The following is a 22,657-nucleotide window of genomic DNA, read 5'->3' as shown; positions in this document are numbered from 1 at the left end:
ATCCTTAAAAGAGCTGGCCGTTGATCATCGCGAGATGATCGGCGATGGGACCGAGCGCGAGGCTGGGAAGGAAGGTCAGGCCGCCGACGATCAGCACGATGCCGACAAGCAAGCCCGTCCACAGCGGCCCCGTCGTCGGGAAGCTGCCCGCCGATTCCGGCGTATGTTTCTTCGCCGCCAGGCCGCCTGCGATGGCCAGCATGGGGATGATAATGAAGAAACGGCCGATCCACATCGCGGCGCCCAGCATGCCGTTATAGAAAGGCGTGTTGGCGGTGAGGCCCGCAAAGGCCGACCCGTTGTTCGCGACGGCGCTGGTGAAGGCGTAGAGGATTTCCGAGAAGCCATGCGGCCCCTTGTTCAGCGGCCCGGCCAGCCCCGCCTCGGTAACCGACGCGATCGCCGTGAAGCCGAGGATGATGAGCGGCAGGACAGCGATCGCGAGCACCGCGAGCTTCACCTCGCGCGCCTCGATCTTCTTGCCGACATATTCGGGGGTACGTCCGACCATCAACCCGGCGACGAAGATCGCGAGGATCGCGAAGAGCAGGAAACCATAGATGCCCGCGCCGACGCCGCCGATCACGACTTCGCCGAGCTGCATGTTGAACAGCGGAATCATCCCGCCGAGCGCGGTGAAGCTGTCGTGCATGCCGTTGACCGCGCCGCACGACGCCGCGGTGGTGACGACCGCGAACAGCGCCGTCTGGGCGATGCCGAAGCGAACCTCCTTGCCTTCCATATTGCCGCCCATGGCGCCAAGATTGTGAAGGATCGGATTGCCCGCGGCTTCCTGCCAATAGGTGATGGCGGTGCCCGCAACGAACAAAGTCATCATCGCGGCAAGGATCGCCCAGCCCTGACGCGGATTTCCGACGGCCTTGCCGAAGGTCCAGGTCAGCCCGACGCCGATCGCGAAGATCGAAAGCATCTGGACGAGGTTGGTGAGCGCGGTCGGATTTTCAAAGGGATGCGCGCTGTTCGCGTTGAAGAAGCCGCCGCCATTGGTGCCGAGCAGCTTGATCGCTTCCTGCGAAGCAACCGGACCCAGGGCAAGCGTCTGCTTGACGCCCTCGAGCGTCGTCACGTCGACCGAACCCGCCAGCGTCTGCGGAACGCCGCTCGCGATATAGAAGATCGCGATGGCGACACAAAGCGGCAGCAGCAGATAGAGCGTCACTCGCGTCATGTCGGCCCAGAAATTGCCGATCGTCTTCATCTCGCGCCGCGCGAAACCGCGGAACAGCGCGAAAGCGAGCGCGATACCCGTCGCTGCCGACAGGAAATTGTGGATGGTCAGGCCGAGCATCTGGCTGAGGTTCGACATCGTCGATTCGCCGCCATAGCTTTGCCAGTTGGTGTTCGCGGTGAAGCTGATCGTCGTGTTGAACGCGAGATGCTCGCTGACCCCGTCATAGCCGAGCGGATTGAGCGGCAGCACGCCCTGCAGGCGCAGGATCGCATAGGTGAAGAGCGCAAGCGTCGCGTTGAAGATGAGCATGTGAACCGCGTAGCGGCGCCATCCCTGCTCTTCCTTGGGGTCGATCCCCGACAGGCGATAAAAGCCCGCCTCGACCGGGCCGAGCACGCGATGGAGCGGCGTCCGCCGCCCTTCGTAGAGCGCGAAGAGCCATTGGCCCATCGGCTTGCAAAGCAAAAGCAGGATAGCGATGAACGCGATGATGAGAAACCATCCCTGAAAGGTCATGGGTTCGCCTCCCTTAGAAGCGTTCGGGCCGTGCGAGCACGGCGACGAGATAGATGAGAAGGCCGAGCGCTGTGGCGCCCGCGAGCCAGAGGTCGAGAGTCATGGACATCATTCCTTATGCGTCGTCGCACAGGCGCGCGTAGCCGAGGCTCGCGGCGAGCAAGGCGAGGATGATGCCGACCCAGATTAGATCCTGCATGGGTTTGCTCCAGCATGGCGCTGGCCACGGGAGGTGGCACGAGTCGTCTGCGGACTCCCAAATAGGTGAGGCACGCGTTTGATTGCGAGACAGTGAAACTATGCGCCGCATAGTATTCTCATATGATTTTGCCGATTTTCGCATTGCGGCGCGCCAGAGCCTCGGTTCGTCGCGCGATCGGTCGCCGCAAGCGTCGACCGCATAAGAAAATCTCAACGCTGCGACCGCCGGGCTGCTCTGGAGAAAATATGCGCCGCCGGCGCATAACGCCCCCGACTCTCCGGTCTCCCCTTCTCGGCCGGAGAGTCTTTCACTTCAGGGAAAGCTAATGTTCGAACCGCGCAAGCAGCGCCGCGCCATCCGGCCATCGCAGCCGATAACCGCCGCCAAAAATCCGTCGCCCGGCAAATCGAAACGCATCAGGGGGACATTGTCGCTCGATAGTTTCTGGGCGGCGATCGATGCGCCCGCGCCCGAGCGAACCGGCGGCTGAAACCCGCGCGCGCGCAAGTCCCGAAAATCCGCGTCACGCGCCGTCGGTCCGTCGATGGCCGCGCCACCTCCCCGGCCACCCTTGCCCAGGGCCGGGGAGGACAAGCGCTCGTGCGAAGCGAGCCGTCGTTGAAAACAAATGAAAATACAATGGGCGGCGCCATTCCTCGATCTCGAATCCCTATTCGCAGCTCAATAGATTGCCGGCATCGAGTCCCGATCTTCGGGGCATCGATTTGAGTAGCCAAGGAGCATCTCACCATGATTTCTGCGACTTCCGCGGAGCCCGACCCAGAAGGGGCGATATTATTCGTCGGCAGCGACGCGGCCGGCCACTGGCTCGTTCAAGGCCGCAAAGGACAGCTCGAAGGCCGGTTCATTTCGCACGCTGCCGCCTGGGCTTTCGCCCGCGCCGAATGCCGGGGCTTTCCGGGCGCGCGGATCGTCGCCGCGCTGCGTCCGCTGATCCCCGCCGTCTCGTTCGAGCCCTTGCGGCCCGACGAATGCGCGATCGACCGCGCGGCTTGAGGAGGCTCGTCATGCATTATCCCTATATCGCCCCCGCCGGCATCGTCTGGATGGCACCCGCCACAAGCGGGTGGGGAGCGCTGGTGCAAGGCGCGCAAAACCGCGCCGAGAAGGACCGTCGCTGGCCCGCGATGCTTCGCAAGCTCAAGGGCCTGCACAAACGCGGGCGCCGCGCCATCCGCATCGTCGACGCCGATTGCGGCGCCGGCGAGCTGCTGATCCACGCCGTCCGGCGCGCGCGTGAGATGGGTTTCGTCGCGATCGAAGGCCGCGGCATCGACGCCGATCCGCGCCTGATCGCCAGCGCGCGTCGCGCCGCCGCCCGGCACGGCGACCCCGCCATCGGCCTCGTCTTCGAACAGGACGACATGGACAAGGTCCTGCGCGAAGAGGCCGAATATCCGGCCGACCTGCTGCTCTGCCCGGCGTCCGAGACCGACGCACGCGAGCTAAAGGCGCTGGCCCGGACCGCGGCCGACACCGTCCTGTGGGACCGCAAGTCGAAACCGGAGCGCGGATGATGACCCAGCGTGACCTTTTCTGGCGCACCGCCGGGGCCGCCCTCGTCGGCGCGGGCTATGTCCTGACGCGCCTCGCAACCGAAGCCGGCGCCGACCTTGTCGGCATCACCGGCCTCCTCGTCGCGGCAGCCGGCCTGCTTCTCGTGCTTGCGGGAAAGAAGGTCGTGCTCGCCCTGCGCGTCGAGCGGAGCCGCCACCGCGAGCTGCCGGGCGCGATCCGCGCCTCGCGCCGCGCCCGGCGCGACCAGCTCTAACCCCCATCTCCATCCAAGGATCGGCTTCATGTCCTCGTTCCATTTGCTCGGCGGCGAAATGCACGCCGAAGCGGTTCCCCTCGCCTCGATCGCCGCAGCGGTCGGCACCCCCGCCTATGTCTATTCGGCCGGCGCGCTGCGCCACGCGGCGCAGCGCTTCCGCGCCGCGCTCGGCAAGGTGCCGCGCAAGCAGCTGATGTTCGCGGTCAAGGCCAACCCGTCGCCCGCGGTGCTTCGGGTTCTTGCCGACCAAAATTACGGCGCCGACATCGTATCGGGCGGCGAGCTCGATTGCGCGCTCGGCGCGGGGATTACCGCGAACCACATCGTCTACTCGGGCGTCGGCAAGACCGCGCCCGAACTCATCGCGGCGCTCGATGCCGGGATCGGACGCTTCAACCTCGAGCTCGAACGCGAGGGACAGCTGCTGTCGACGCTCGCATCGCAGCGCGGACGACGCGCGCCCGCCCTGCTCCGCATCAACCCCGACGTCGATGCCAGCACGCATGCCAAGATCACCACGGGCCGCCTCGACAGCAAATTCGGCATCCCGATCGACGATGCGCTGGCCATGTACGACCGGCTCGCGGCGCTTCCCGGCCTCGATCTCCACGGCCTCGCCGTTCATATCGGCAGCCAGATCGTCGACCCCGCGCCGCTCGAGGCGGCGTATCGCAAGATCGGCGAGCTGATCCGCGCGCTGCGCCAGAAGGGGCACCGCGTCTATCATGTCGACCTCGGCGGCGGGCTGGGCGTCTCTTATCGCCCCGACCTGCCCGGCGCCGATGTCGAAGCCTATGGTGCGATGGTCGCCGAGGTCACACGCGACTGGGACGCGACATTGCTCTTCGAACCCGGGCGTTTCATCGCGGCGGAGGCGGGGATTCTCCTGACGCGCGTGCTTTGGGTGAAGCCGGGGCCCCGCCACCCCTTTGTCGTCGTCGACGCGGCGATGAACGACCTCGCGCGTCCCGCGATGTACGACGCGTGGCACGAATTCGCCGCGATCCGCCCCACCGGCGAGACCTTCGTCGCCAATATCGTCGGCCCGATCTGCGAAACCGGCGACACTTTTGCGCGGGAGCGCGAGATCGACCGGGTGCAGGAGGGCGACCTGACCCTCTTCAAAGCCGCCGGCGCCTATGGTGCGTCGATGGCATCGACTTACAATTGCCGCGCGATCGCGCCCGAAGTGCTGGTCGACGACAATCGATACGCGGTGGTCAGCGAGCGCGTCGCCGCGCATCAGGTCCGACGGCAGCGGCTGGCGCCGTGGATGAACGACGGCGCTCCCTCGATCCGTGCCGCCTGACGACGGTCACGGCGCGGCGTTGAAGTCCGCCACCAGGTCGAAGCGGTCGCCGCGAAACAGCTGCCGCACATGCGTGACGACGCGCCCCGCGCGCCACGTCGTGCGGTCGAGTTCGAGGCAGGCGGCGCCCGCTCCGATCGTCAGCAGCGCCGCTTCTTTGCGCGTCGGGTTCACCGCGCGGATCACATGGCGCGCCTGCGTCCACGGAATGTGACCGAGCAGCCAGGTTCCCGGCGCCACCTTGGCAAAGTCCGCGCCCGCCGCCTCGGGGACTTCGCTAAGCGCGATGAACCGCCGTTCGAGGGCAAAGGCTTCGCCCGCCGCCATATGCACACCCTCGATGCGCAGCGCCGGACCGGAGAGCGGATCACCGCCTGCGTCGGCGGTCTCGAGCGACGCCAGCTCCCAGCGATAGGCTTCGCCGCGCGCGGCGATGAGTTCGGCCAGATCGGGCACGGTCATCACCGCCGAATGGACCGGCGGATGCGCAACGAAGGTGCCCGCCTTGCGGCGCCGTTCGACCAGTCCGGATGCGGCGAGTTCGCCCAACGCCTTGCTCACCGTCGCGCGCGCGCAGCCATAGCGCGCGGCGAGTTCCTGTTCGGTCGGGACGCGGTCGCCGGGGCGCCATTCACCCGACTGGATCGATGCGGCGATCTCTTCGCGGATGCGCCGCGCGGGATTCACGCGAGCAGCCGCGCGACACAGGCGCGATACGCGGCGCCGATGGTGTCGGTCTCGACATGGCGTCCCTTTTCGACGCGCTTGGTGCCCGCACGCCACACGCTGTCGACCGCGCCCGCGCGCGCCGCGAAGATCCAGCGGTCGAGCAAGGTTGCATCGTCGGTGCCCGCGAAGGCGGGGTGTTCGAGGTCGAGCGAGACGATGTCGGCGGCATGGCCGACGGCGAGCCCGGCAGGCACACCCAGCGCCTGCGCGCCGCCCTGCACCGCGCGCGCAAACAGGTTCGCGCCGACGAAAGGCGCCGTCTCACTCGCGAGCAACGCCCGCGCCCGCTGCGCCAAGCGCTGCGAATATTCGAGCGCGCGAAGTTCCTGCGCCGCATCGACCAGGATATTGCTGTCGGTGCCGATCCCGAAACGCCCGCCCGCGGCGAGATAATCGACCGCCGGAAAAATGCCGTCGCCCAGATTACCCTCGGTGATCGGGCACAACCCCGCGACCGCACCGCTCGCGGCCAACCGCAACACTTCGCTTTCGTCGAGGTGCGTCGAGTGGATCAGGCACCAGCGTTCGTCGACCCCGGCGTTGTCGAGCAGCCATTCGACCGGCCGCGCACCGCTCCACGCGACGCAATCGGCGACCTCCTTCACCTGTTCGGCGGCATGGATATGCACCGGCCCCGTCGGCGACATGGCGAGCAAGGCTGTCAGCTCTTCAGGCGTCACGGCGCGCAGCGAATGCGGCGCGACCCCTATATTGGCGTCGCCCGACAGCTTCGACCGCGAAGCCCCGAGAAGCTTCGCAAAGCCGTCGATGTCGTTGAGAAAGCGCCGCTGGCCGGGGCTCGGCGGCGCCGCGTCGAAATTGCCGTGCGCATAGAAAACGGGAAGCAAGGTCAGCCCGATCCCCGTCGCGGCGCTGGCCTCAGCAATCGCCCCTGCCATCTCGGCGGGGTCGGCATAGGCGGCGCCCGCCGGATCGTGATGCAGATAGTGAAACTCGCCGACGCGCGTGAAACCCGTTTCGAGCATCTCGGCATAGGCCTGCGCGGTGATCGCCGCGACATCCTCGGGCGTCAGCCGGTCGAGGAAGCGGTACATGATCTCGCGCCAGCTCCAGAAATTATCATCGGGGCGGCTGCGGCGCTCGGACAGCCCCGCCATCCCGCGCTGGAATCCGTGGCTGTGGACGTTGCAAAGACCCGGCAAGCCGACGCAGTGACGATCATCGCCCTCTGCTGCCTCGACGCCAACCTCGACCGCCGAAATCCGGCCGTCGGCGATGCGCAGCCGCACGTCTTTCGCCCAGCCACCATCGATCCACGCGCGTTCGAACCAGAGAGCCATCGTCGTTCGTCCTCATATTATGTCTAGACATAATGGCGCATTCGAACGACACTGTCCAGATGGAGCAGCTCTGGACGAACGCCCGACTCGCAACGATGGCCGACGATGCACTCGGCCTGATCGACGATGGCGTCGTGGCGGCGCAGGACGGACGGATCGTCTATGCCGGCCCCGCCGACGGCGCCCCGGCGACCGCCCAAAAGGTCGTCGATTGCGAAGGTCGGCTGATCACCCCCGGCCTGATCGACTGCCACACGCACCTCGTCCACGGCGGCAATCGCGCGAACGAATGGGCGATGCGCCTTGCGGGGGCGAGCTATGAAGAGATCGCGCGCGCGGGCGGCGGCATCGTCTCGACGATGCGCGCGACGCGCGAGGCGAGCGAGGACGAACTCATCGATAGCGCCCTGCCCCGCCTCGACGCGCTGATCGCCGAAGGCGTCACGACGATCGAGATCAAGTCGGGCTACGGCCTGTCAACCGGCGACGAACTCAAGATGCTGCGCGCCGCCCGCGCGCTCGGCGACCACCGGCCTATTCGCGTCGAGCCAACCTTCCTCGGCGCCCACGCGCTGCCCCCCGAATATAAGGGCGACAGCGACGCCTATATCGACCTCGTCGTGGGCGAGATGGTCCCCGCCGCCGCGCCGCTCGCGACCGCGGTCGATGCCTTTTGCGAGGGCATCGGTTTCTCGCCCGCGCAATGCACGCGCGTGATCGAAGCCGCGAAGGCGCACGGACTTGCGGTCAAGCTCCACGCCGAACAATTGTCGGCGCTCCACGGCAGCGCGCTCGCCGCGCTGCACGGGGCGCTGTCCGCCGATCATCTCGAACATGCGACCGACGACGATATCCGCGCGATGGCCGCGGCGGGCACGACCGCGGTGCTGCTCCCCGGCGCCTATTATTTCATGCGCGAGACGAAATTGCCCCCCATCGACGCGATGCGCCGCCACGGCACGCGCATCGCGCTCGCGACCGACAACAACCCTGGCACGTCGCCGACGACCTCGCTGCTTCTCATGCTCAACATGGGCGCGACTTTGTTCGGGCTGACCGTGGTCGAGGCGCTGCGCGGCGTGACGGTCAACGCCGCCGCCGCGCTCGGCCTGTCCGCCGAAGTCGGCACGCTCGAAGCGGGGAAGGCGTGCGACCTCGCGATCTGGGACGTCAGCGACCCCGCCGAGCTCGTTTACCGCATCGGCTTCAACCCGCTTCACCAACGCATCAAGGACGGACAATGATCATCACCCCCGGCGCCATGACACTTGCCGACTGGCGCGAAATTTACGAGGGCGCGAGCGCCGAACTGAGCGCCGGTGCATGGGATGCAATCGACGCCAGCGCCGCCGCGGTGGCGCGCATCGTCGCCAGGGGCGCCCCCGTCTATGGCATCAACACCGGCTTCGGAAAGCTCGCGAGCGTGCGCATCGCAGAGGACGATCTGGCGACGCTCCAGCGCAATATCGTGCTCAGCCACGCCGCGGGCACCGGCGCGCCCTCGCCCGCCCCGATCGTGCGGTTGATGATGGCCTTGAAGCTCGCGAGCTTCGGCATGGGCGCGTCGGGGGTGAAGCGCGAAACGGTCGCGATGCTCGAAGCGATGCTGGCCAAAGACCTGACCCCGGTCGTCCCGTCGCAGGGTTCGGTCGGCGCAAGCGGCGACCTCGCGCCGCTGTCGCATATGGCCGCGGCAATGATCGGCGTCGGCGCGATCGAGGTCGGCGGCAAGACATTGCCCGCCGCCGACGCTCTCGTACAGGCGGGCCTCACTCCGCTCGACCTCGGCCCGAAAGAAGGCCTCGCGCTCCTCAACGGCACTCAATTTTCGACCGCCAACGCGCTCGCGGGTCTGTTCCGTGCCGAAACCGTCTTCCGCTCGGCGCTGATCACCGGCGCGCTCTCGACCGAGGCCGCCAAAGGCTCCGACGCGCCCTTCGACGCGCGCATCCATGCACTCCGCGGCCATGCCGGACAGCGCGAGGTCGGCGATACGCTGCGCGGCCTGATGGCGGGATCGGCGATCCGCGCCTCGCACGCGGTCGACGATCCGCGCGTGCAGGACCCTTATTGCCTCCGCTGCCAGCCGCAGGTGATGGGCGCCGTGCTCGACCTGCTGCGCCAGGCCGGAACGACGCTCGGTATCGAGGCCAACGGCGTTTCGGACAATCCGCTGATCTTCGCCGACACCGACGAGGCGCTGTCGGGCGGCAATTTCCACGCCGAGCCCGTCGCCTTCGCTGCCGACATGATCGCGATGGCGCTCTGCGAGATCGGATCGATCTCGGAGCGGCGGATCGCGATGCTCGTCGACCCGGCGCTGTCGGGTCTTCCCGCCTTCCTCACCCCGCGCCCCGGCCTCAACTCGGGCTTTATGATCCCGCAGGTCACCGCCGCGGCGCTCGTCAGCGAGAACAAGCAGCGCGCCTATCCCGCGAGCGTCGATTCGATCCCGACCTCGGCGAACCAGGAGGATCATGTGTCGATGGCCGCGCACGGCGCGCGCCGCCTGCTCGAGATGGCCGACAATGTCAGCGCGGTGATCGGCATCGAACTGCTCGCGGCGTGCCAGGGCATCGACTTCCATGCTCCGCTGAAATCGAGCGACGCGCTGGAGGCCGCACACAAGCATCTGCGCGCGGAGGTCCCCACGCTCGAGGACGACCGCCATTTCCATCCCGATATGGAGGCCGCCACCGCGCTGGTCCGGTCGGGCAGCCTTGTCGCCGCGGTTCCCGCCGACCTGCCAGGTCTCGCCTGATGGACTGGCTGCGCGTCCATCGCGGCGACGCGCCGCTCGTCATCGCCTTCCCGCACGGCGGCACCGACCTTGCGGGCCTCGACGAGCAGTTCGTCTCGCCCTGGCACGCGCAGATCGACACCGACTGGTACATCGACGAGCTTTACGCGTTCGCCGCCGACCTCGGCGCGACGCTGGTTGCCACCGATATCTCGCGCAGCGTGATCGACATGAACCGCGATCCGTCGGGTGCGTCGCTTTATCCGGGACAGGCAACGACCGAGCTGTGCCCGACGATGACCTTCGACGGCGACCCGCTCTATCGCTTTGATGCACCGGACGAGGCCGAGATCATGCAGAGGCTGAACTCTTACCACCGCCCCTATCACGATAGGTTGAGCGAAGAACTCGACCGCTTGAAAGCGACGCATGGCCGCGTCGTCCTGTACGACGCGCATTCGATCCGCAGCCACGTCCCGCGGCTGTTCGACGGCGAGCTGCCGCAGTTCAACATCGGCACCAACGGCGGCGCGACCTCAGCCCCCGAACTCGAAACAATCGTTGCGAACATCTGCGCCGCCAGCGGCAAGAGCCATGTCGTCAACGGCCGTTTCAAGGGCGGCTGGACGACGCGCCATTATGGCCGCCCCGACGATGGCGTCCACGCGATCCAGATGGAGTTGGCGCAGCGCGGCTATATGGCCGAGCCCGACGCGATCACGCACGCCAACTGGCCCTCCCCCATCGATCCGAACCCGGCGATCCGGCCCGTGCTGGAGCAAGTGATCGCCGCGACCCTCGATTTTGCGAAAGGAAAAGCATGACCCGCCTCGACAACAGCCGCGTGATCCGGCCGGCAACCGGGACCGAGATCAGCGCGAAGAGCTGGCTCACCGAAGCACCGATGCGGATGCTGATGAACAATCTGCACCCCGATGTCGCCGAAGCGCCGCACGAGCTCGTCGTCTATGGCGGCATCGGCCGCGCCGCGCGCGACTGGGAAAGCTATGACCGGATCGTCGAGACGCTGAAGCGGCTCGAAGGTGACGAGACCTTGCTCATCCAGTCGGGCAAGCCCGTCGGTGTCTTCCGCACCCACGAGAATGCGCCGCGCGTCCTGCTCGCCAATTCGAACCTCGTCCCCGAATGGGCGAACTGGGATCATTTCCACGAGCTCGATAAAAAGGGCCTGATGATGTACGGCCAGATGACCGCGGGCAGCTGGATCTATATCGGCAGCCAGGGCATCGTTCAGGGCACCTACGAAACCTTCGTCGAAATGGGCCGCCAGCATTATGGCGGCAGCCTTGCGGGCCGCTGGCTGCTCACTGCGGGGCTCGGCGGCATGGGCGGCGCGCAGCCGCTCGCCGCCGTGATGGCGGGCGCATCGTGCCTCGCGATCGAATGCCAGCCGAGCCGCATCGAAATGCGCCTGCGCACCGGCTATCTCGACAAGCAGGCGTCGAGCATCGACGAGGCGATCGCGATGATCGAAGCCAGCCATGCCGAGGGTACGCCCGTATCGGTCGGCCTGCTCGGCAACGCCGCCGAAATCCTGCCCGAGATCGTCCGCCGCGGCATCCGCCCCGACCTGCTCACCGACCAGACCTCGGCGCACGATCCGGTCAACGGCTACCTCCCCGCGGGCTGGACGCTCGACGAGTGGTTTTCGAAGCGCGAGAGCGACCCGGCCGCGGTCGCGAAGGCCGCGAAGGCGTCGATGGCGGTGCATGTCCAGGCGATGCTCGACCTGCAGGCCGCGGGCGTGCCGACGACCGATTATGGCAACAACATCCGCCAGATGGCGAAGGACGAAGGCGTCGAAAATGCGTTCGACTTCCCGGGCTTCGTCCCCGCCTATGTCCGCCCACTCTTCTGCCGCGGCATCGGCCCGTTCCGCTGGGTGGCGCTGTCGGGCGATCCCGAGGATATCTACAAGACGGACGCCAAGGTGAAGGAGCTGCTTCCCGACAACAAGCATCTCCACAACTGGCTCGATATGGCGCGCGAGAAGATCCAGTTTCAGGGCCTGCCCGCGCGCATCTGCTGGGTCGGGCTCGGCGATCGCCACCGGCTTGGTCTCGCGTTCAACGCGATGGTGGCGTCGGGCGAATTGAAAGCTCCCATCGTCATCGGCCGCGATCATCTGGACTCGGGCTCGGTCGCCTCGCCCAACCGCGAGACCGAGGCGATGCGCGACGGATCGGATGCCGTGTCCGACTGGCCTTTGCTCAACGCGCTGCTCAATACTGCATCGGGCGCGACCTGGGTGTCGCTGCACCACGGCGGCGGGGTCGGCATGGGCTATTCGCAGCACAGCGGCATGGTGATCGTCGCCGACGGCACCCCCGAAGCGGCGAAACGGCTCGAGCGCGTCTTGTGGAACGACCCCGGCACCGGCGTGATGCGCCACGCCGACGCGGGTTATGACATCGCGATCGACTGCGCGCGCGAGAAGGGCCTCGACCTGCCGAGCATCTAGCGCTTGTTTCAGTTGCGCCGAAACAGCTTCGCATCCTAAGGCTCTCCCCACGACAAGGGGAGAGCCAGAAGCCGATGTCCGAAGCGCAGCCGCCGAGCTACCCTGAAATCCGCGAGGCGGTGCGCCGCCTGTGCGCCGATTTCCCCGGCGAATATTGGCAGCGCCTCGACCGCGACCGCATCTATCCGACCGAGTTCGTCCGCACGCTCACCGAAGCGGGTTTCCTCTCGGTCCTCATCCCCGAACAATATGGCGGCTCGGGCCTCGGCCTCGGCGCCGCGACCGCGGTGCTTGAGGAAATCCATCGGTCGGGTTGCAACGGCGGCGCGTGCCATGCGCAGATGTACACGATGGGGACGCTGCTCAAGCACGGGTCGGAGGCGCAGAAGCAGGCCTATCTGCCCGCGATCGCCAGCGGCGAGCTGCGCCTGCAGGCGTTCGGCGTGACCGAACCGACCGCGGGCACCGACACAACGCGCATCCGCACTTTCGCACGTAAGGTCGGCGACAACTATATCGTCAACGGACAGAAGATCTGGATCAGCCGCGCCGAGCATTCGGACCTGATGATCCTCCTCTGCCGCACCACGCCGCGCGAGGAATGCGCCAAGCCGTCGGACGGGATGAGCGTTCTGCTCGTCGACATGCGCAAAGCGCAAGGTAACGGCCTGACGATCCGTCCCGTGCGCACGATGCTCAACCATGCAACGACCGAGCTGTTCTTCGACGACCTCGAAGTCCCCGCCGCGAACCTGATCGGCGAGGAGGGCAAGGGCTTTCGCTATATCCTGTCGGGCATGAACGCCGAACGCATCCTGATCGCGTCCGAATGTATCGGCGACGGCCGCTTCTTCATCGACCGCGCCACCGTTTATGCCAAGGATCGCCAAGTGTTCGGCCGCGCGATCGGCACGAACCAGGGCATCCAGTTCCCGATCGCGCGTGCTTACGTCCAGATCGCCGCCGCCGCCGAAATGGTCGACAAGGCGGCACGGCTGTTCGACGCCGGGCAGGATGGCGGGACCGAGGCGAATATGGCGAAGATGCTCGCGTCCGAAGCGAGCTGGTACGCCGCCGACATGTGCGTCCAGACGCACGGCGGCTTCGGCTTTGCCGAGGAATATGACATCGAGCGCAAGTTCCGCGAGACGCGCCTCTATCAGGTCGCACCGATCAGCACGAATTTGATCCTGAGCCATGTCGCGACCCACGCGCTCGGCCTGCCCAAGAGCTTCTGATGGACGATTATTCCGCCTGGGTCGGCCGCAGCGAAATACGCGAGGATGTCGCGGCCGCGGCACCGCTCGCGGGCCTCGCCGCGCTGCTCGACCATGACGTCTCGCCTTGGTTGCCTGGCACCGTGCCGCCGCTCGCCCATTGGCTCTATTTTCTGCCCACCGCGCGCCAGTCGGTGATCGGCGAGGATGGTCACCCGCGCCGCGACGGCACAGGCTTGCTCCCACCCGTCCCGCTCCCGCGCCGCATGTGGGCGGGCAGCCGCATCGAGTTCGTCGCGCCAATCGCGGTCGGCGCCGCGCTGACCCGCATCACCACGATCGATGCGATCAAGCCCAAGCGCGGCGCGAGCGGCGACCTGCTCTTCGTGACGCTGCGCCACGACATTGCGGCGGACGGCGTCGCCGCGATCCGCGAGGAGCAGGACATCGTCTTTCGCGCGCCCGCCACAACCGCGCCCGCGCCCACGCCAGCGACAGCAATCGAACCCCAGCCCGCCGACGCGGTGCGCAGCCTGTCGCCCGATCCGGTGCTGCTGTTCCGCTACTCGGCGCTCACCTTCAACGCCCACCGCATCCACTACGACCGCGACTATGCACAGCGTGTCGAGGGCTATGCGGGGCTCGTCGTCCACGGCCCGCTTATCGCGACCTTGCTGATGGATCACTTCTTGCGCACCGTGCCCGGCGCTCTCCCCCGCCGCTTCAGCTTCCGCGCCGAGGCCCCGCTGATCGACGGCGCCCCCTTCGACCTCTGCCTCGCCCGCGATGGCAATGCGACGCGATTGTGGGCACGCGACGCGGCGGGACGAACGACGATGCGCGCCGACGTCGCATAGCGGGACCCGGCCCAAGCAAATCCACCCACCGAGATCATCTGGGTATTTCTCCGCCCCCGACATTGCCAATTCGCAAAGCGGGTCATGCCGCGGCGGACCATGATCGCCTTGTTCGCACCGATGCGGACGGAGTCGGGGAGGATCCGCATCAGCCATGCCGATCGGCATCGCGCGCCATCCCCTTTTTGTAAGGAGAGTAGCCATGATCAAGAAAGTCATGCTGGCAGTGTCGACGCTGGCGCTTGCCGTCTCGGCCGCACCTGCGATCGCGCAGGGTCAAGACCAGGACAATGACAACACCACGACCGGTGCCTCTGGCAACAACAGCGACACCGTCGTCGTCAACGACCTGATCGACCTGTTCGTCCAGGACAATGCTGCCGACACCTTCTCGGATGACGATCAGGACAATGACGGCAATGGCTCGTTCAACGGCAACAGCTTCGTTGTGGCGACCCAGTCATTGAGCGCGACCAACACCAACCAGAATCTCGACGAAGTCGTCGACATGGATGGTGAAGACGACAGCGACACGAATGTCGGCTATCAGAGCGGCAACAACAGTGTGACCGGCAGCGCCTTCGCGGCCTATGCCGGCATTCTGAACGCCGCCTGGAACACGGGCATCAACGCCAACACCCAGGCAGCGACCAACATCGCGGCGAGCGGCACTGTCAGCTTTGGCGACAGCGGCGGCAACGGTGGTGCCGGCGGCGGCGCCGGCGGCGACTAACAGCGTCCCCCGGATGGCCGGCCCGACCCACTGGAGGGCCGGCCATTTCCCAAATTTTCGCTTTCAAGGAGCGCCCGCGCTATGAAACCCCCGATCGTCCCGGCCCTGCTGGTCCTGGCAGGCCTGTCCGTGCCCGTATCGGCACAGCTGCCACCGCCCGAAGCAGCGGCGCCGCGCGTGGTCGAGGCCGTCGCGGCCGAAGCCGATGCAGCCCCGGCGATCGCGGCGCGGCCCGAACGCAAATCGCCGATGCTGAAAGACAAAGAGCTCGACACGCTGCGCGGCGGCCAGTCGCTCGTCATCACCAATCAGACGATGGACTCGATCGTCAGCGGCAACGTCCTCAAGGGCGACTATACCGCGGGTGCGGTCACGCTGAGCGATTTCGCGCTTTCCAATTTCAACGGTGTCGGCAATCTGCTGATCAACACCGGTGCGCAGGTCAGTGCCCAGAGCGGCATGAACCTGACCATCAACCTCGGCGATTGAGTTCGCCATGCGGCCCATGCGCGCCTTGATCGCGGGCATGCTATGCGCCCTTGCTGCGGCGCCCGCCGCCGCCGAGGTCCGGCTGACCGGACCCGAAACGGGCGGCAATTACCAACTTCAGGTGATGACCTGGTGGGATATTCCTTTCCGCTCGGTCGTTCGCCAGCGCTATGATTTCAGCTGCGGTTCCGCCGCGATCGCGACCTTGCTCACCTATCATTATGGCGCGCCGACATCGGAGGCGATGCCTTTCCGCGCGATGTGGAAAACGGGCGACCGCGAGGCGATCCGCAAGGTCGGCTTCTCGATGCTCGACATGAAAAACTATCTCGCCTCGCGCGGCTTTCGCGCCGAAGGCTTCCGGATCACCGCCGAGCAATTGAAGCAGGTGAAGCGCCCGACGATCGTCCTGATGGACCTCAAGGGCTTCAAGCATTTCGTGGTCGTCAAAGGCGTCCGCGGCGACCGCGTGCTCACCGGCGATTCGGTCCTCGGCCTCAACGAATATTCGCTCAGCGATTTCGAGAAGCATTGGAACGGCATCGCGCTGGCGATCGTCGAGGGCGGACAAAAGCGCCCGTCCTTCAACCTTGCCGGCGACTGGGGTCCCTGGTCGCAGGCGCCGCTCGAAGATGAGGGCGCGCTTCGCGTTTCGATCAGCGATCTGACGACCAACCTTCCCCCGCAATATCAGCTGACGCCGCAAATCCTGCTCGATGTACGCGTCGGCACCGTGAAATGAGGCCGACCATGTCCCCCCGCATCCTCCTGCTCGCCTTCGCGCCGGTGCTCCTCGCGGCAAGCGAGCCCGCGGCCGACGATCCGCTGGCGGACGCCGAGACGGTATCGGACGAGGTGCTGGCGACGCAGCGCGGCGGCTTTGCCTTTCAGGGCATGGTGATCGCCTTCGGCGCCGATATTCGCAGCTTTGTGAACGACGAACTTGCGCTCCGCACGATCGTCAGCTGGACGCCCCAGGGATCCTCGATCGAGCGCTTCGTGTCACCGGCGCTCACCGCGGTCGACGCGGCGCAGATCCAGGGCGGCATCCTGACCAGCGGCGGCATCACCATGCGCGTCGGCGATGAACCGGTATTCCTCGCGAACAATGGCCAGACCGCGCTGATCCAGCGCACCGACGCGATCCAGAATGTCCTGATCAACACCGCCAGCAATGTCTCGCTGAACCAGCAGGTCGACGCCGTGCTCGACATCAGCGGCTATGAAGGTTTCCGCGACGCGCTGGCGTCAACGCGGATGAGCGACGCGATTGGCGCCGTAATGGGCGCGCAGACGGTCGGCGCGCTCGGCAACTGAACGACCCCCCGCCCCTGTTTCGACAGGGACGGTTCACCTCGCCCCGCCTCTTTTGGCGGGGCTTCTTTATGGGGTTCTTATGGAGTTGGGTTCGGCCGCCCGGATCATAATTTCCCGCCGAACGGCATGCGCAGCGTGATCGACACGTCGGGCGCATCTTCGGTCACGCCAATTTCGAAGCCCATGTTCAGAACGTCGCGTTCGGTCAGGCGGTACGACATGCCGAAATTGAGCGAACCGACATGGATATAGTTGGATTTCTGATTCGTATCGCCAATCTCGGTCTTGGTCGGGAAGATATAATTGTGCCGGTAACCGAGCGAGAAAGAGAAGCGCGGGTTGAGCGCGAAACCGAAGCCGATGTTGGCCGAAACCGCGTCGCCCGGATCGACGCGCCCGATCAGCACCTCGCCGACTAGTTTGTTCACGTCGCGCGGGATATGATAGAGATAGGCCGCGCCGCCATAGATCACCGCGGGATCGGACGGCATCAGGAAATTGAGCCCAGGCTGTACCGCCCAGAAACCCGACCCGGTGGCGAGCCCCGTGGCGACGCCGAATTCGTCGTAGCCGACCTCGAACGGCCCCTTGCCCGTGTCCGATTTCACCCGCAGCGTTCCGACGAAGATCGGCTTTTGCCCGACCGGGCGGTTGAATTGATAGCGCAGCGAGAATTCGGCGTCGCCGACCCCGTCCTCGCGCAGCGCGATCGACCGGACGATGCCCTCGTCGCGCTGCTGGACGACCTCGATCCGGTCGTTGCGATAGAGATAGGGGATGCGCACCTCGGCCTCGAGCCGGTCGCTGATGCCGTAGCGCAGCGAGGCCGTGCCGACGAGCGTGTCGCGGTCGGCGTCGGTCGCCTCGATCAGCCCGATCTGGATCCCCGGGATCAGCTCGATCCCGCGGAAGACAAGACGATTGGTCGACGAGCGCGTATATTCGAACGAGGGTTCGAAAATGAGGTTGCCGGCGCGCGTCAGCACCCCCTGCCCTTCGGGAACCGCGGCGACGCGTTCGGCGGTCGACTCGCTCGGCGGCGGTGCCTCGCCGACCGGCGCATCGGGCAGCGCGACGGCGTCGCTGCCGGGGCCGGGAAGCGCGGGGCCGGCAACGCCTTGTCCCATGCCGGTCCCGCGGAACATGTCGAGCGGCGCCTCGGCGAGCGCGAAGGACGAGAGCCGGTCGATCTGCGCCTGCTGGGTGATAAGCTGTCCCTGCATCTTCACGATATGCTGCCGCTGCTCGGCGAGCATCACATTCTGCTGGTCGATGAGCGCGCGCTGCTCGGCGATGATCCGGCGCTGCGCGTCGATCTCGCTCTCGACGCTCGCGGCGGGCGGACTTTCGGCGGCGCCGTCCGGCGCCGCAGCCGCCGCATTCCATGTTGGCGCGGTATCGAGAAAGGGAAGCGCCTCGCACAGACATTCGAGCGCGGGCGTGTCATGCGCCCTGGCCTGCGAGGGCGTAAAAACCGCCGACAGCCCGACGGCGGCCACACCCACATGGCGCAGCACGGGCGGCGCTGACACATTGCTCATGCGCCGGCCCCCTGCCCGGTGAAGCTTCGCCGCGGCTGCATCGCGCGCAACTTGTCGATCGCGACGCCCATTTCTTCGCCGGCAATGGCGCGCAGTCCGTCGAGGTCGACGAGCCGGCACAGTTGCGGCCCCTCCAGCTCGATCAGACCCTGGCGGACAAAGCCCGAGATCGTCCGGCTGACCGTATGGATCGTCAGGCCCAGATGATCGGCAATATCGCCGCGCGTCATCGGCAGGGGAATGCTGCCGAGCGCCGACAGCCGCTTCGCCGCGATCAACAGGAACGCCGCGACGCGTTCATTGGCATTGCGGCGGCCGAGCAGGAATATGCATTGGTTCGCGCTGTCCAGCGCGCGTTCGAGCGCGCGGTTCTGCCCGAGCGAATCGGGGTCGCCACCCAGCGCCGGGCGGCGGGTCAGGATCGTGTTGGTGACCGCTTCGGCCGCCGCGTCGCGCGCGCCATATCCGACGCCGAACACATCGCCCTGATAGAAAAACCCCGTCAGCTGGCGGTGCCCGTCGACATGGAAATGACAGGTTCTGACCGTGCCCGAGATGACTTCGAACCAGCAATCGCCGGGATCACCCTGCGAGAAAATAATCTCGCCTTTCCGGAATTTTAGGATGGTGTCCTGCGGAATGGACTCGCGTTGAAACTCTGCCGACAGACCTTGCACGCCACGTCTCCAATCTGGAATTGGTATTTGCGGCGACCCCGTTTGCGAGTCTCATCTGCCTTTGCGGGTACTGAATCCATCCGCATAAAAACCAAGGAATTCGTGTGTATGAACAGCCTAGGAAAATCACTTACGTAAATTTTCTTAGCATTTGAGGATGGATTAATAATGAATTTCAGCATCATAGCTATATTGGCATGTGCCGTGCCGTTATATGCTTAATTAGCTTAGGTTAATTGATAAACAGCGCACAAACATATATCATCGAAGCCAGAGCAGGTGGGTTGCGGCAATTGCCGCGCAAAAGATGCTCGTCGGTCGCACTGTGTCTACGCCTTGGGTGTCAGGGGATTGCGCCGTGCATCAAAACGCTTTGAACGTCGAACCGCATTTGACCTTTCGCGAGCATCAGATACTCGAACTGGTCGCCGTCGGCTGCTCGGCCAAGCAGATCGCGATCGAGATCAACATCGCTCCACGAACCGTCGAACGGCACATCGAAAATGTGCGACTGAAACTCAATGCGCGCAACCGCGCGCATCTGATAACCCAGGCCATGCACCTGGGCCTGCTGGTCATCGAAACGCCGTCGCCCGACGAACCGACGCTCTTCGAACTCAAATGATGGTGCATCCGACATGGATATGATGGGCATCGATAGCGAAAGCAGATGCTGACCACCGGTCAGGCCGGCGAATGCTGATGAAGGCCGGGAGGGAGCGCCGCGCCCGGCCCCAGCCTTCATTCCTATGGGGTGTCAAATAAACGGATAGGTCACGCCATAATAGCCATAGACGCCGCGGCCGTAATCGTCGGTATTCGATGACCGCGCCGGTCGGGCAAGCCGCGCCCGCGCACTGACGCGACAGAAAATTGTCAGGGCGAAGCGACGGGGTGTTCGCCGGCCGCTTGAAAAGGCGGCATCCGGCCCGCCGCACGATGCCGCGCGATCTGGTGCTTGAGCGCGGCAGCGACATGCAGGACGAGGAGCGCGAGCGTAACGAACACCAATAGTTCGTGAACGCCGCCGAGCCGTTCGCCGGCTTCTTCGGAAATTCCGGGGACCAGCGGGAGCGGAATGCCGCCAAGCAGCGGCGTGACCGATTTGCCCTCCGCGCTCGCACCGCCCGACACGGCCATCAGGCCGGTAAGCGGCAGGGCAAGCAGAAGGACGTAAAAGGCCCGATGCGTCCAGACGCTCGCCAGACGTTCCCAGCGCGGCAGTTCGATCGGAAAGGGCGGCGGCGGATACGCAAGGCGCCAGGCAAGGCGGACAAACGCAAGCAAGAGGATTGTTGCCCCGAGCGTCTTGTGCACGATGAAGAGGTCGCCGCGCGCCGGACCGCGGTCCATGCCGGAAAAGGTGAAACCGACGACCACCTGCGCCACAATGATCAGCGCCATCAGCCAATGCAGGAGAACCGCGCCATTATTATAGCGCAACAGCCGTTCCTGCGGCGTGGCTTCGGGGACGCTCGCCATTTCGGTTCAACGCATCGTAAATACAAACGATCCATCGAGCGGCGAGCCCATCTTCCGGGCAGACTGCGGCCCGCGGCGCTATTCGATCAAAATTCCGAGATCGTTTCATCCTCGATCGCCGCGCGGATCATCCGGTCCCAGACATCGGCGTCACCGACCGCGAGCATCCGCCCGCTCGGCTCGCGCAGCGTACGAAGCGCGGCGAGCGCGGCATCGGTATAGTCGGGCCATAGAGCATCGACCGCCGGACCCGCCGACGTTAGTTCGCCTTCGGCATTTTTGCTCAGCGCATGACCGGCGAGCGCGCGCGCGACACGCTCGACGGGAGCGGTCGCGGCATGGTCGAGGTTGCCGTGCGACATGGTGGATCTCCTTTTCGTGACATGAGCTCAACGTTCGCCGAGCCACCCGGGTTGCAGACCGGCGCCGTTCGTAATCGAAGCCGCTTTGTTCCATCGCCTGCAACCGCCGACGGACAGGATTCCCGATAAAAATTGCCGGCCCCACCTGCCGCCACGGAAACCCCGCGGCGTGTCATTCGTTGCTCATTGCGTAAACGGGGAGGCGCGAAAGGAGTCGACGTGATTACCTATGCGCTTCGTTATGCGGACGACGGGATCGGCATTGAAAAACGCGTCGAATTCGAAGCCGATACGCCGGCGCAGGCCCTGTTGATCGCGCAAGGCGAGGCCGAGGGACGCTGGGCAGAACTCAGCGCGGACGGTCGGCCGATCTGCCTGCTCGGGCGCGAAAACCTGGGCGCCGGCAACTATTGGGTCATCCGGCCGCAACAGCAACCCGAGATTGTAGCTCCGATCAGCGCGCCACAGACCCCGGAGCGCGCGGAGTAGCAGGTCGGAGCGCCGCCATATGGACTTCGCGATAGACCACCTCATCTTCGGCCCCGACGACGTCGATCTCGGACGCTCGCCGCTCACGGGCGCGTTCGATGCCGAGACCTATGTGCTCGGCGCCTTTAATCCCGGCCTCACCCGGCTCGAAAACGGCAATCTGCTGATGATGGTGCGCGTCGCCGAAGCATTGCGCGATCCGATCGCCGATGGCCATGTGCGCGCGATCCGCTGGACCGAGGGCGGCTATCGGCTCGACGCCTGGCCGCTCGATCTTTGCGATACCGCCGACCCGCGCAAATTCATGGTACGCGGCGGCGCGTGGCGCGTGATGGCGCTGACCTCGCTCTCCTGGCTCCTTCCGGTCGAGCTGTCGCCCGACGGGCTCGATCGCGTCGCGATCCATTATGACAAGGCGGTGGCACCGCAAGGCAGCTTCCAATGCTATGGCGTCGAGGATGCCCGAATTTCGCGGGTCGACGACCGCTGGCTGATGACGACCTGCTCGGTAAGCCCCGAACGGCATTCGACAACGCTCTACAGCTCGACGAACGGGATCGACTGGCGCTTCGGGGACATCGTCCTCGACCACCAGAACAAGGACATGCTCATCTTCGAAGGCCGCATCGACGGGCGCTACTGGGCACAGACGCGCCCGCTGGGCGACCTCTATTTCGCCTATCCGCCGGGCTCGGAGTGGCGCGCGGGACCGTCGATCAATCTCGCGACTTCGCCCGACGCCCTGCACTGGAAACCGCATCTCGCGCCGGGCATCCGCCCGCATGCCGATACGCTCGCGACCGCGCGGATCGGCGGCGGCACCCCGCCGATCCTCACCGACGATGGCTGGCTGACGCTCTGGCACGGAGTCGAACCCAAGGAAATCGTCGGTATCTACCGCACCTATTGGTCGCTGCTCGACCGGCGCGATCCGTCCAAGATCCTGCGAACCGGCGACCAGCCGTTGATCGAAGCTAATGCCGACCTCACGCGCCCGCTGGAGGACCAGCTCTACGTCCGCGACGTCGTGTTCACGACGGGGATCGCCGACGGAGGCGACCATTATGTCGTCGCGTCGGGTGAAGCCGACCTCGCCTGCCGCATCACCCATATCCCGAAGTCGGTTTTCGCCGCCTGAGATGCGAGAGGCCGGCTGGCATCGAAAAAGTCCGGACACCATCACCGGCCTGCAACCATCGCCGCGTCGCGCCGTTGCTTTCTTCGAGA

The 22,657-nt window shown here is 65.8% G+C and carries 26 protein-coding genes; 18 read left to right on the top strand and 8 right to left on the bottom strand.

Annotation, left to right across the window (positions count from 1 at the left end; all coding sequences use genetic code 11):
- Positions 1-4: 4 nt before the first annotated feature.
- Both kdpA and kdpF read right to left on the bottom strand, forming a co-directional pair.
- On the bottom strand, positions 5-1,708 hold the full coding sequence (gene kdpA, locus V8J55_RS10300; protein ID WP_336445503.1) for a potassium-transporting ATPase subunit KdpA: 1,704 nt from the start codon (positions 1,706-1,708) through the stop codon (positions 5-7).
- A 13-nt stretch (positions 1,709-1,721) separates the two neighbouring features.
- Complete coding sequence (gene kdpF, locus V8J55_RS10295) at positions 1,722-1,811, bottom strand: K(+)-transporting ATPase subunit F (RefSeq protein WP_039576313.1); 90 nt, start codon at positions 1,809-1,811, stop codon at positions 1,722-1,724.
- Between the two features lie 424 nt (positions 1,812-2,235).
- Between kdpF and V8J55_RS10290 the strand changes: the two genes are divergently transcribed.
- The 5 genes from V8J55_RS10290 (at position 2,236) to lysA (ending at position 5,014) form a co-directional block, all read left to right on the top strand.
- The gene (locus V8J55_RS10290; protein WP_336445502.1) at positions 2,236-2,400 is read left to right on the top strand and encodes a hypothetical protein; all 165 of its coding nucleotides are present in this window, start codon (positions 2,236-2,238) and stop codon (positions 2,398-2,400) included.
- A gap of 260 nt (positions 2,401-2,660) precedes the next feature.
- Positions 2,661-2,927 (top strand): hypothetical protein, encoded by a 267-nt coding sequence (locus tag V8J55_RS10285; RefSeq protein ID WP_336445501.1) that lies wholly within the window; start codon positions 2,661-2,663, stop codon positions 2,925-2,927.
- An 11-nt stretch (positions 2,928-2,938) separates the two neighbouring features.
- A complete protein-coding gene (locus V8J55_RS10280) occupies positions 2,939-3,448 on the top strand; it encodes an SAM-dependent methyltransferase (protein WP_336445500.1) in 510 nt (169 codons plus the stop codon).
- Positions 3,448-3,702, top strand: coding sequence for a hypothetical protein (locus tag V8J55_RS10275; RefSeq protein WP_336445499.1), 255 nt, complete (start codon positions 3,448-3,450; stop codon positions 3,700-3,702). Before V8J55_RS10280 ends, V8J55_RS10275 begins: the two co-directional genes overlap by 1 nt.
- 28 nt (positions 3,703-3,730) lie before the next feature.
- The gene (gene lysA, locus V8J55_RS10270) at positions 3,731-5,014 is read left to right on the top strand and encodes a diaminopimelate decarboxylase (protein ID WP_336445498.1); all 1,284 of its coding nucleotides are present in this window, start codon (positions 3,731-3,733) and stop codon (positions 5,012-5,014) included.
- A 6-nt stretch (positions 5,015-5,020) separates the two neighbouring features.
- On the opposite strand, the gene V8J55_RS10265 is transcribed toward lysA, so the two are convergent.
- The gene (locus V8J55_RS10265; RefSeq protein ID WP_336445497.1) at positions 5,021-5,701 is read right to left on the bottom strand and encodes a UTRA domain-containing protein; all 681 of its coding nucleotides are present in this window, start codon (positions 5,699-5,701) and stop codon (positions 5,021-5,023) included.
- A complete protein-coding gene (locus V8J55_RS10260; RefSeq protein ID WP_336445496.1) occupies positions 5,698-7,044 on the bottom strand; it encodes a formimidoylglutamate deiminase in 1,347 nt (448 codons plus the stop codon). The genes V8J55_RS10265 and V8J55_RS10260 overlap by 4 nt, the downstream gene beginning before the upstream one ends.
- A gap of 32 nt (positions 7,045-7,076) precedes the next feature.
- Between V8J55_RS10260 and hutI the strand changes: the two genes are divergently transcribed.
- The 10 genes from hutI to V8J55_RS10210 all read left to right on the top strand — a co-directional run bounded on the left by hutI (position 7,077) and on the right by V8J55_RS10210 (position 16,879).
- The gene (gene hutI / locus V8J55_RS10255; protein ID WP_336445495.1) at positions 7,077-8,288 is read left to right on the top strand and encodes an imidazolonepropionase; all 1,212 of its coding nucleotides are present in this window, start codon (positions 7,077-7,079) and stop codon (positions 8,286-8,288) included.
- The gene (gene hutH / locus V8J55_RS10250; protein ID WP_336445494.1) at positions 8,285-9,805 is read left to right on the top strand and encodes a histidine ammonia-lyase; all 1,521 of its coding nucleotides are present in this window, start codon (positions 8,285-8,287) and stop codon (positions 9,803-9,805) included. The genes hutI and hutH overlap by 4 nt, the downstream gene beginning before the upstream one ends.
- Positions 9,805-10,608, top strand: coding sequence for an N-formylglutamate deformylase (gene hutG, locus V8J55_RS10245; protein ID WP_336445493.1), 804 nt, complete (start codon positions 9,805-9,807; stop codon positions 10,606-10,608). Before hutH ends, hutG begins: the two co-directional genes overlap by 1 nt.
- Positions 10,605-12,266 (top strand): urocanate hydratase, encoded by a 1,662-nt coding sequence (gene hutU, locus V8J55_RS10240; protein WP_336445492.1) that lies wholly within the window; start codon positions 10,605-10,607, stop codon positions 12,264-12,266. The genes hutG and hutU overlap by 4 nt, the downstream gene beginning before the upstream one ends.
- A 74-nt stretch (positions 12,267-12,340) precedes the next feature.
- Positions 12,341-13,504: an acyl-CoA dehydrogenase family protein gene (locus V8J55_RS10235; RefSeq protein ID WP_336445491.1), complete on the top strand. Its 1,164-nt coding sequence runs from the start codon at positions 12,341-12,343 to the stop codon at positions 13,502-13,504.
- Entirely contained in the window at positions 13,504-14,340 is an 837-nt protein-coding gene (locus V8J55_RS10230) for an FAS1-like dehydratase domain-containing protein (RefSeq protein WP_336445490.1), read from the top strand. The genes V8J55_RS10235 and V8J55_RS10230 overlap by 1 nt, the downstream gene beginning before the upstream one ends.
- 202 nt (positions 14,341-14,542) lie before the next feature.
- Positions 14,543-15,073 carry a hypothetical protein gene (locus V8J55_RS10225; protein WP_037516455.1) on the top strand — a complete coding sequence of 177 codons (531 nt, stop codon included), beginning with the start codon at positions 14,543-14,545 and terminating at the stop codon, positions 15,071-15,073.
- An 81-nt stretch (positions 15,074-15,154) separates the two neighbouring features.
- Positions 15,155-15,562 carry a hypothetical protein gene (locus V8J55_RS10220; protein ID WP_336445489.1) on the top strand — a complete coding sequence of 136 codons (408 nt, stop codon included), beginning with the start codon at positions 15,155-15,157 and terminating at the stop codon, positions 15,560-15,562.
- A gap of 7 nt (positions 15,563-15,569) precedes the next feature.
- Positions 15,570-16,304 (top strand): C39 family peptidase, encoded by a 735-nt coding sequence (locus tag V8J55_RS10215; RefSeq protein WP_082639667.1) that lies wholly within the window; start codon positions 15,570-15,572, stop codon positions 16,302-16,304.
- A gap of 8 nt (positions 16,305-16,312) precedes the next feature.
- Positions 16,313-16,879: a hypothetical protein gene (locus V8J55_RS10210; protein ID WP_336445488.1), complete on the top strand. Its 567-nt coding sequence runs from the start codon at positions 16,313-16,315 to the stop codon at positions 16,877-16,879.
- Between the two features lie 104 nt (positions 16,880-16,983).
- On the opposite strand, the gene V8J55_RS10205 is transcribed toward V8J55_RS10210, so the two are convergent.
- Both V8J55_RS10205 and V8J55_RS10200 read right to left on the bottom strand, forming a co-directional pair.
- On the bottom strand, positions 16,984-18,420 hold the full coding sequence (locus V8J55_RS10205) for a hypothetical protein (RefSeq protein WP_336445487.1): 1,437 nt from the start codon (positions 18,418-18,420) through the stop codon (positions 16,984-16,986).
- The gene (locus V8J55_RS10200; RefSeq protein WP_336445486.1) at positions 18,417-19,097 is read right to left on the bottom strand and encodes a helix-turn-helix domain-containing protein; all 681 of its coding nucleotides are present in this window, start codon (positions 19,095-19,097) and stop codon (positions 18,417-18,419) included. The genes V8J55_RS10205 and V8J55_RS10200 overlap by 4 nt, the downstream gene beginning before the upstream one ends.
- A 358-nt stretch (positions 19,098-19,455) precedes the next feature.
- Between V8J55_RS10200 and V8J55_RS10195 the strand changes: the two genes are divergently transcribed.
- Positions 19,456-19,722 carry a response regulator transcription factor gene (locus tag V8J55_RS10195; RefSeq protein WP_052187702.1) on the top strand — a complete coding sequence of 89 codons (267 nt, stop codon included), beginning with the start codon at positions 19,456-19,458 and terminating at the stop codon, positions 19,720-19,722.
- Positions 19,723-19,973: 251 nt separating this feature from the next.
- Here V8J55_RS10195 and V8J55_RS10190 read toward each other — a convergent pair whose 3' ends face one another.
- Both V8J55_RS10190 and V8J55_RS10185 read right to left on the bottom strand, forming a co-directional pair.
- Positions 19,974-20,579 (bottom strand): cytochrome b, encoded by a 606-nt coding sequence (locus V8J55_RS10190; RefSeq protein ID WP_336445485.1) that lies wholly within the window; start codon positions 20,577-20,579, stop codon positions 19,974-19,976.
- Positions 20,580-20,665: 86 nt separating this feature from the next.
- Positions 20,666-20,941 (bottom strand): hypothetical protein, encoded by a 276-nt coding sequence (locus tag V8J55_RS10185; RefSeq protein WP_310255246.1) that lies wholly within the window; start codon positions 20,939-20,941, stop codon positions 20,666-20,668.
- 219 nt (positions 20,942-21,160) lie between these two features.
- Here V8J55_RS10185 and V8J55_RS10180 point away from each other — a divergent pair, with 219 nt between their 5' ends.
- Together V8J55_RS10180 and V8J55_RS10175 are read left to right on the top strand one after the other, a co-directional pair.
- Positions 21,161-21,430: a hypothetical protein gene (locus V8J55_RS10180; RefSeq protein ID WP_336445484.1), complete on the top strand. Its 270-nt coding sequence runs from the start codon at positions 21,161-21,163 to the stop codon at positions 21,428-21,430.
- Between the two features lie 19 nt (positions 21,431-21,449).
- On the top strand, positions 21,450-22,568 hold the full coding sequence (locus V8J55_RS10175) for a glycosidase (RefSeq protein WP_336445483.1): 1,119 nt from the start codon (positions 21,450-21,452) through the stop codon (positions 22,566-22,568).
- Positions 22,569-22,657: the final 89 nt, after the last annotated feature.

Origin of the sequence: Sphingopyxis sp. CCNWLW2 (assembly GCF_037095755.1) — a bacterium.
Taxonomy (GTDB): domain Bacteria; phylum Pseudomonadota; class Alphaproteobacteria; order Sphingomonadales; family Sphingomonadaceae; genus Sphingopyxis.
This window is presented reverse-complemented; position numbering and strand designations above follow the sequence as displayed.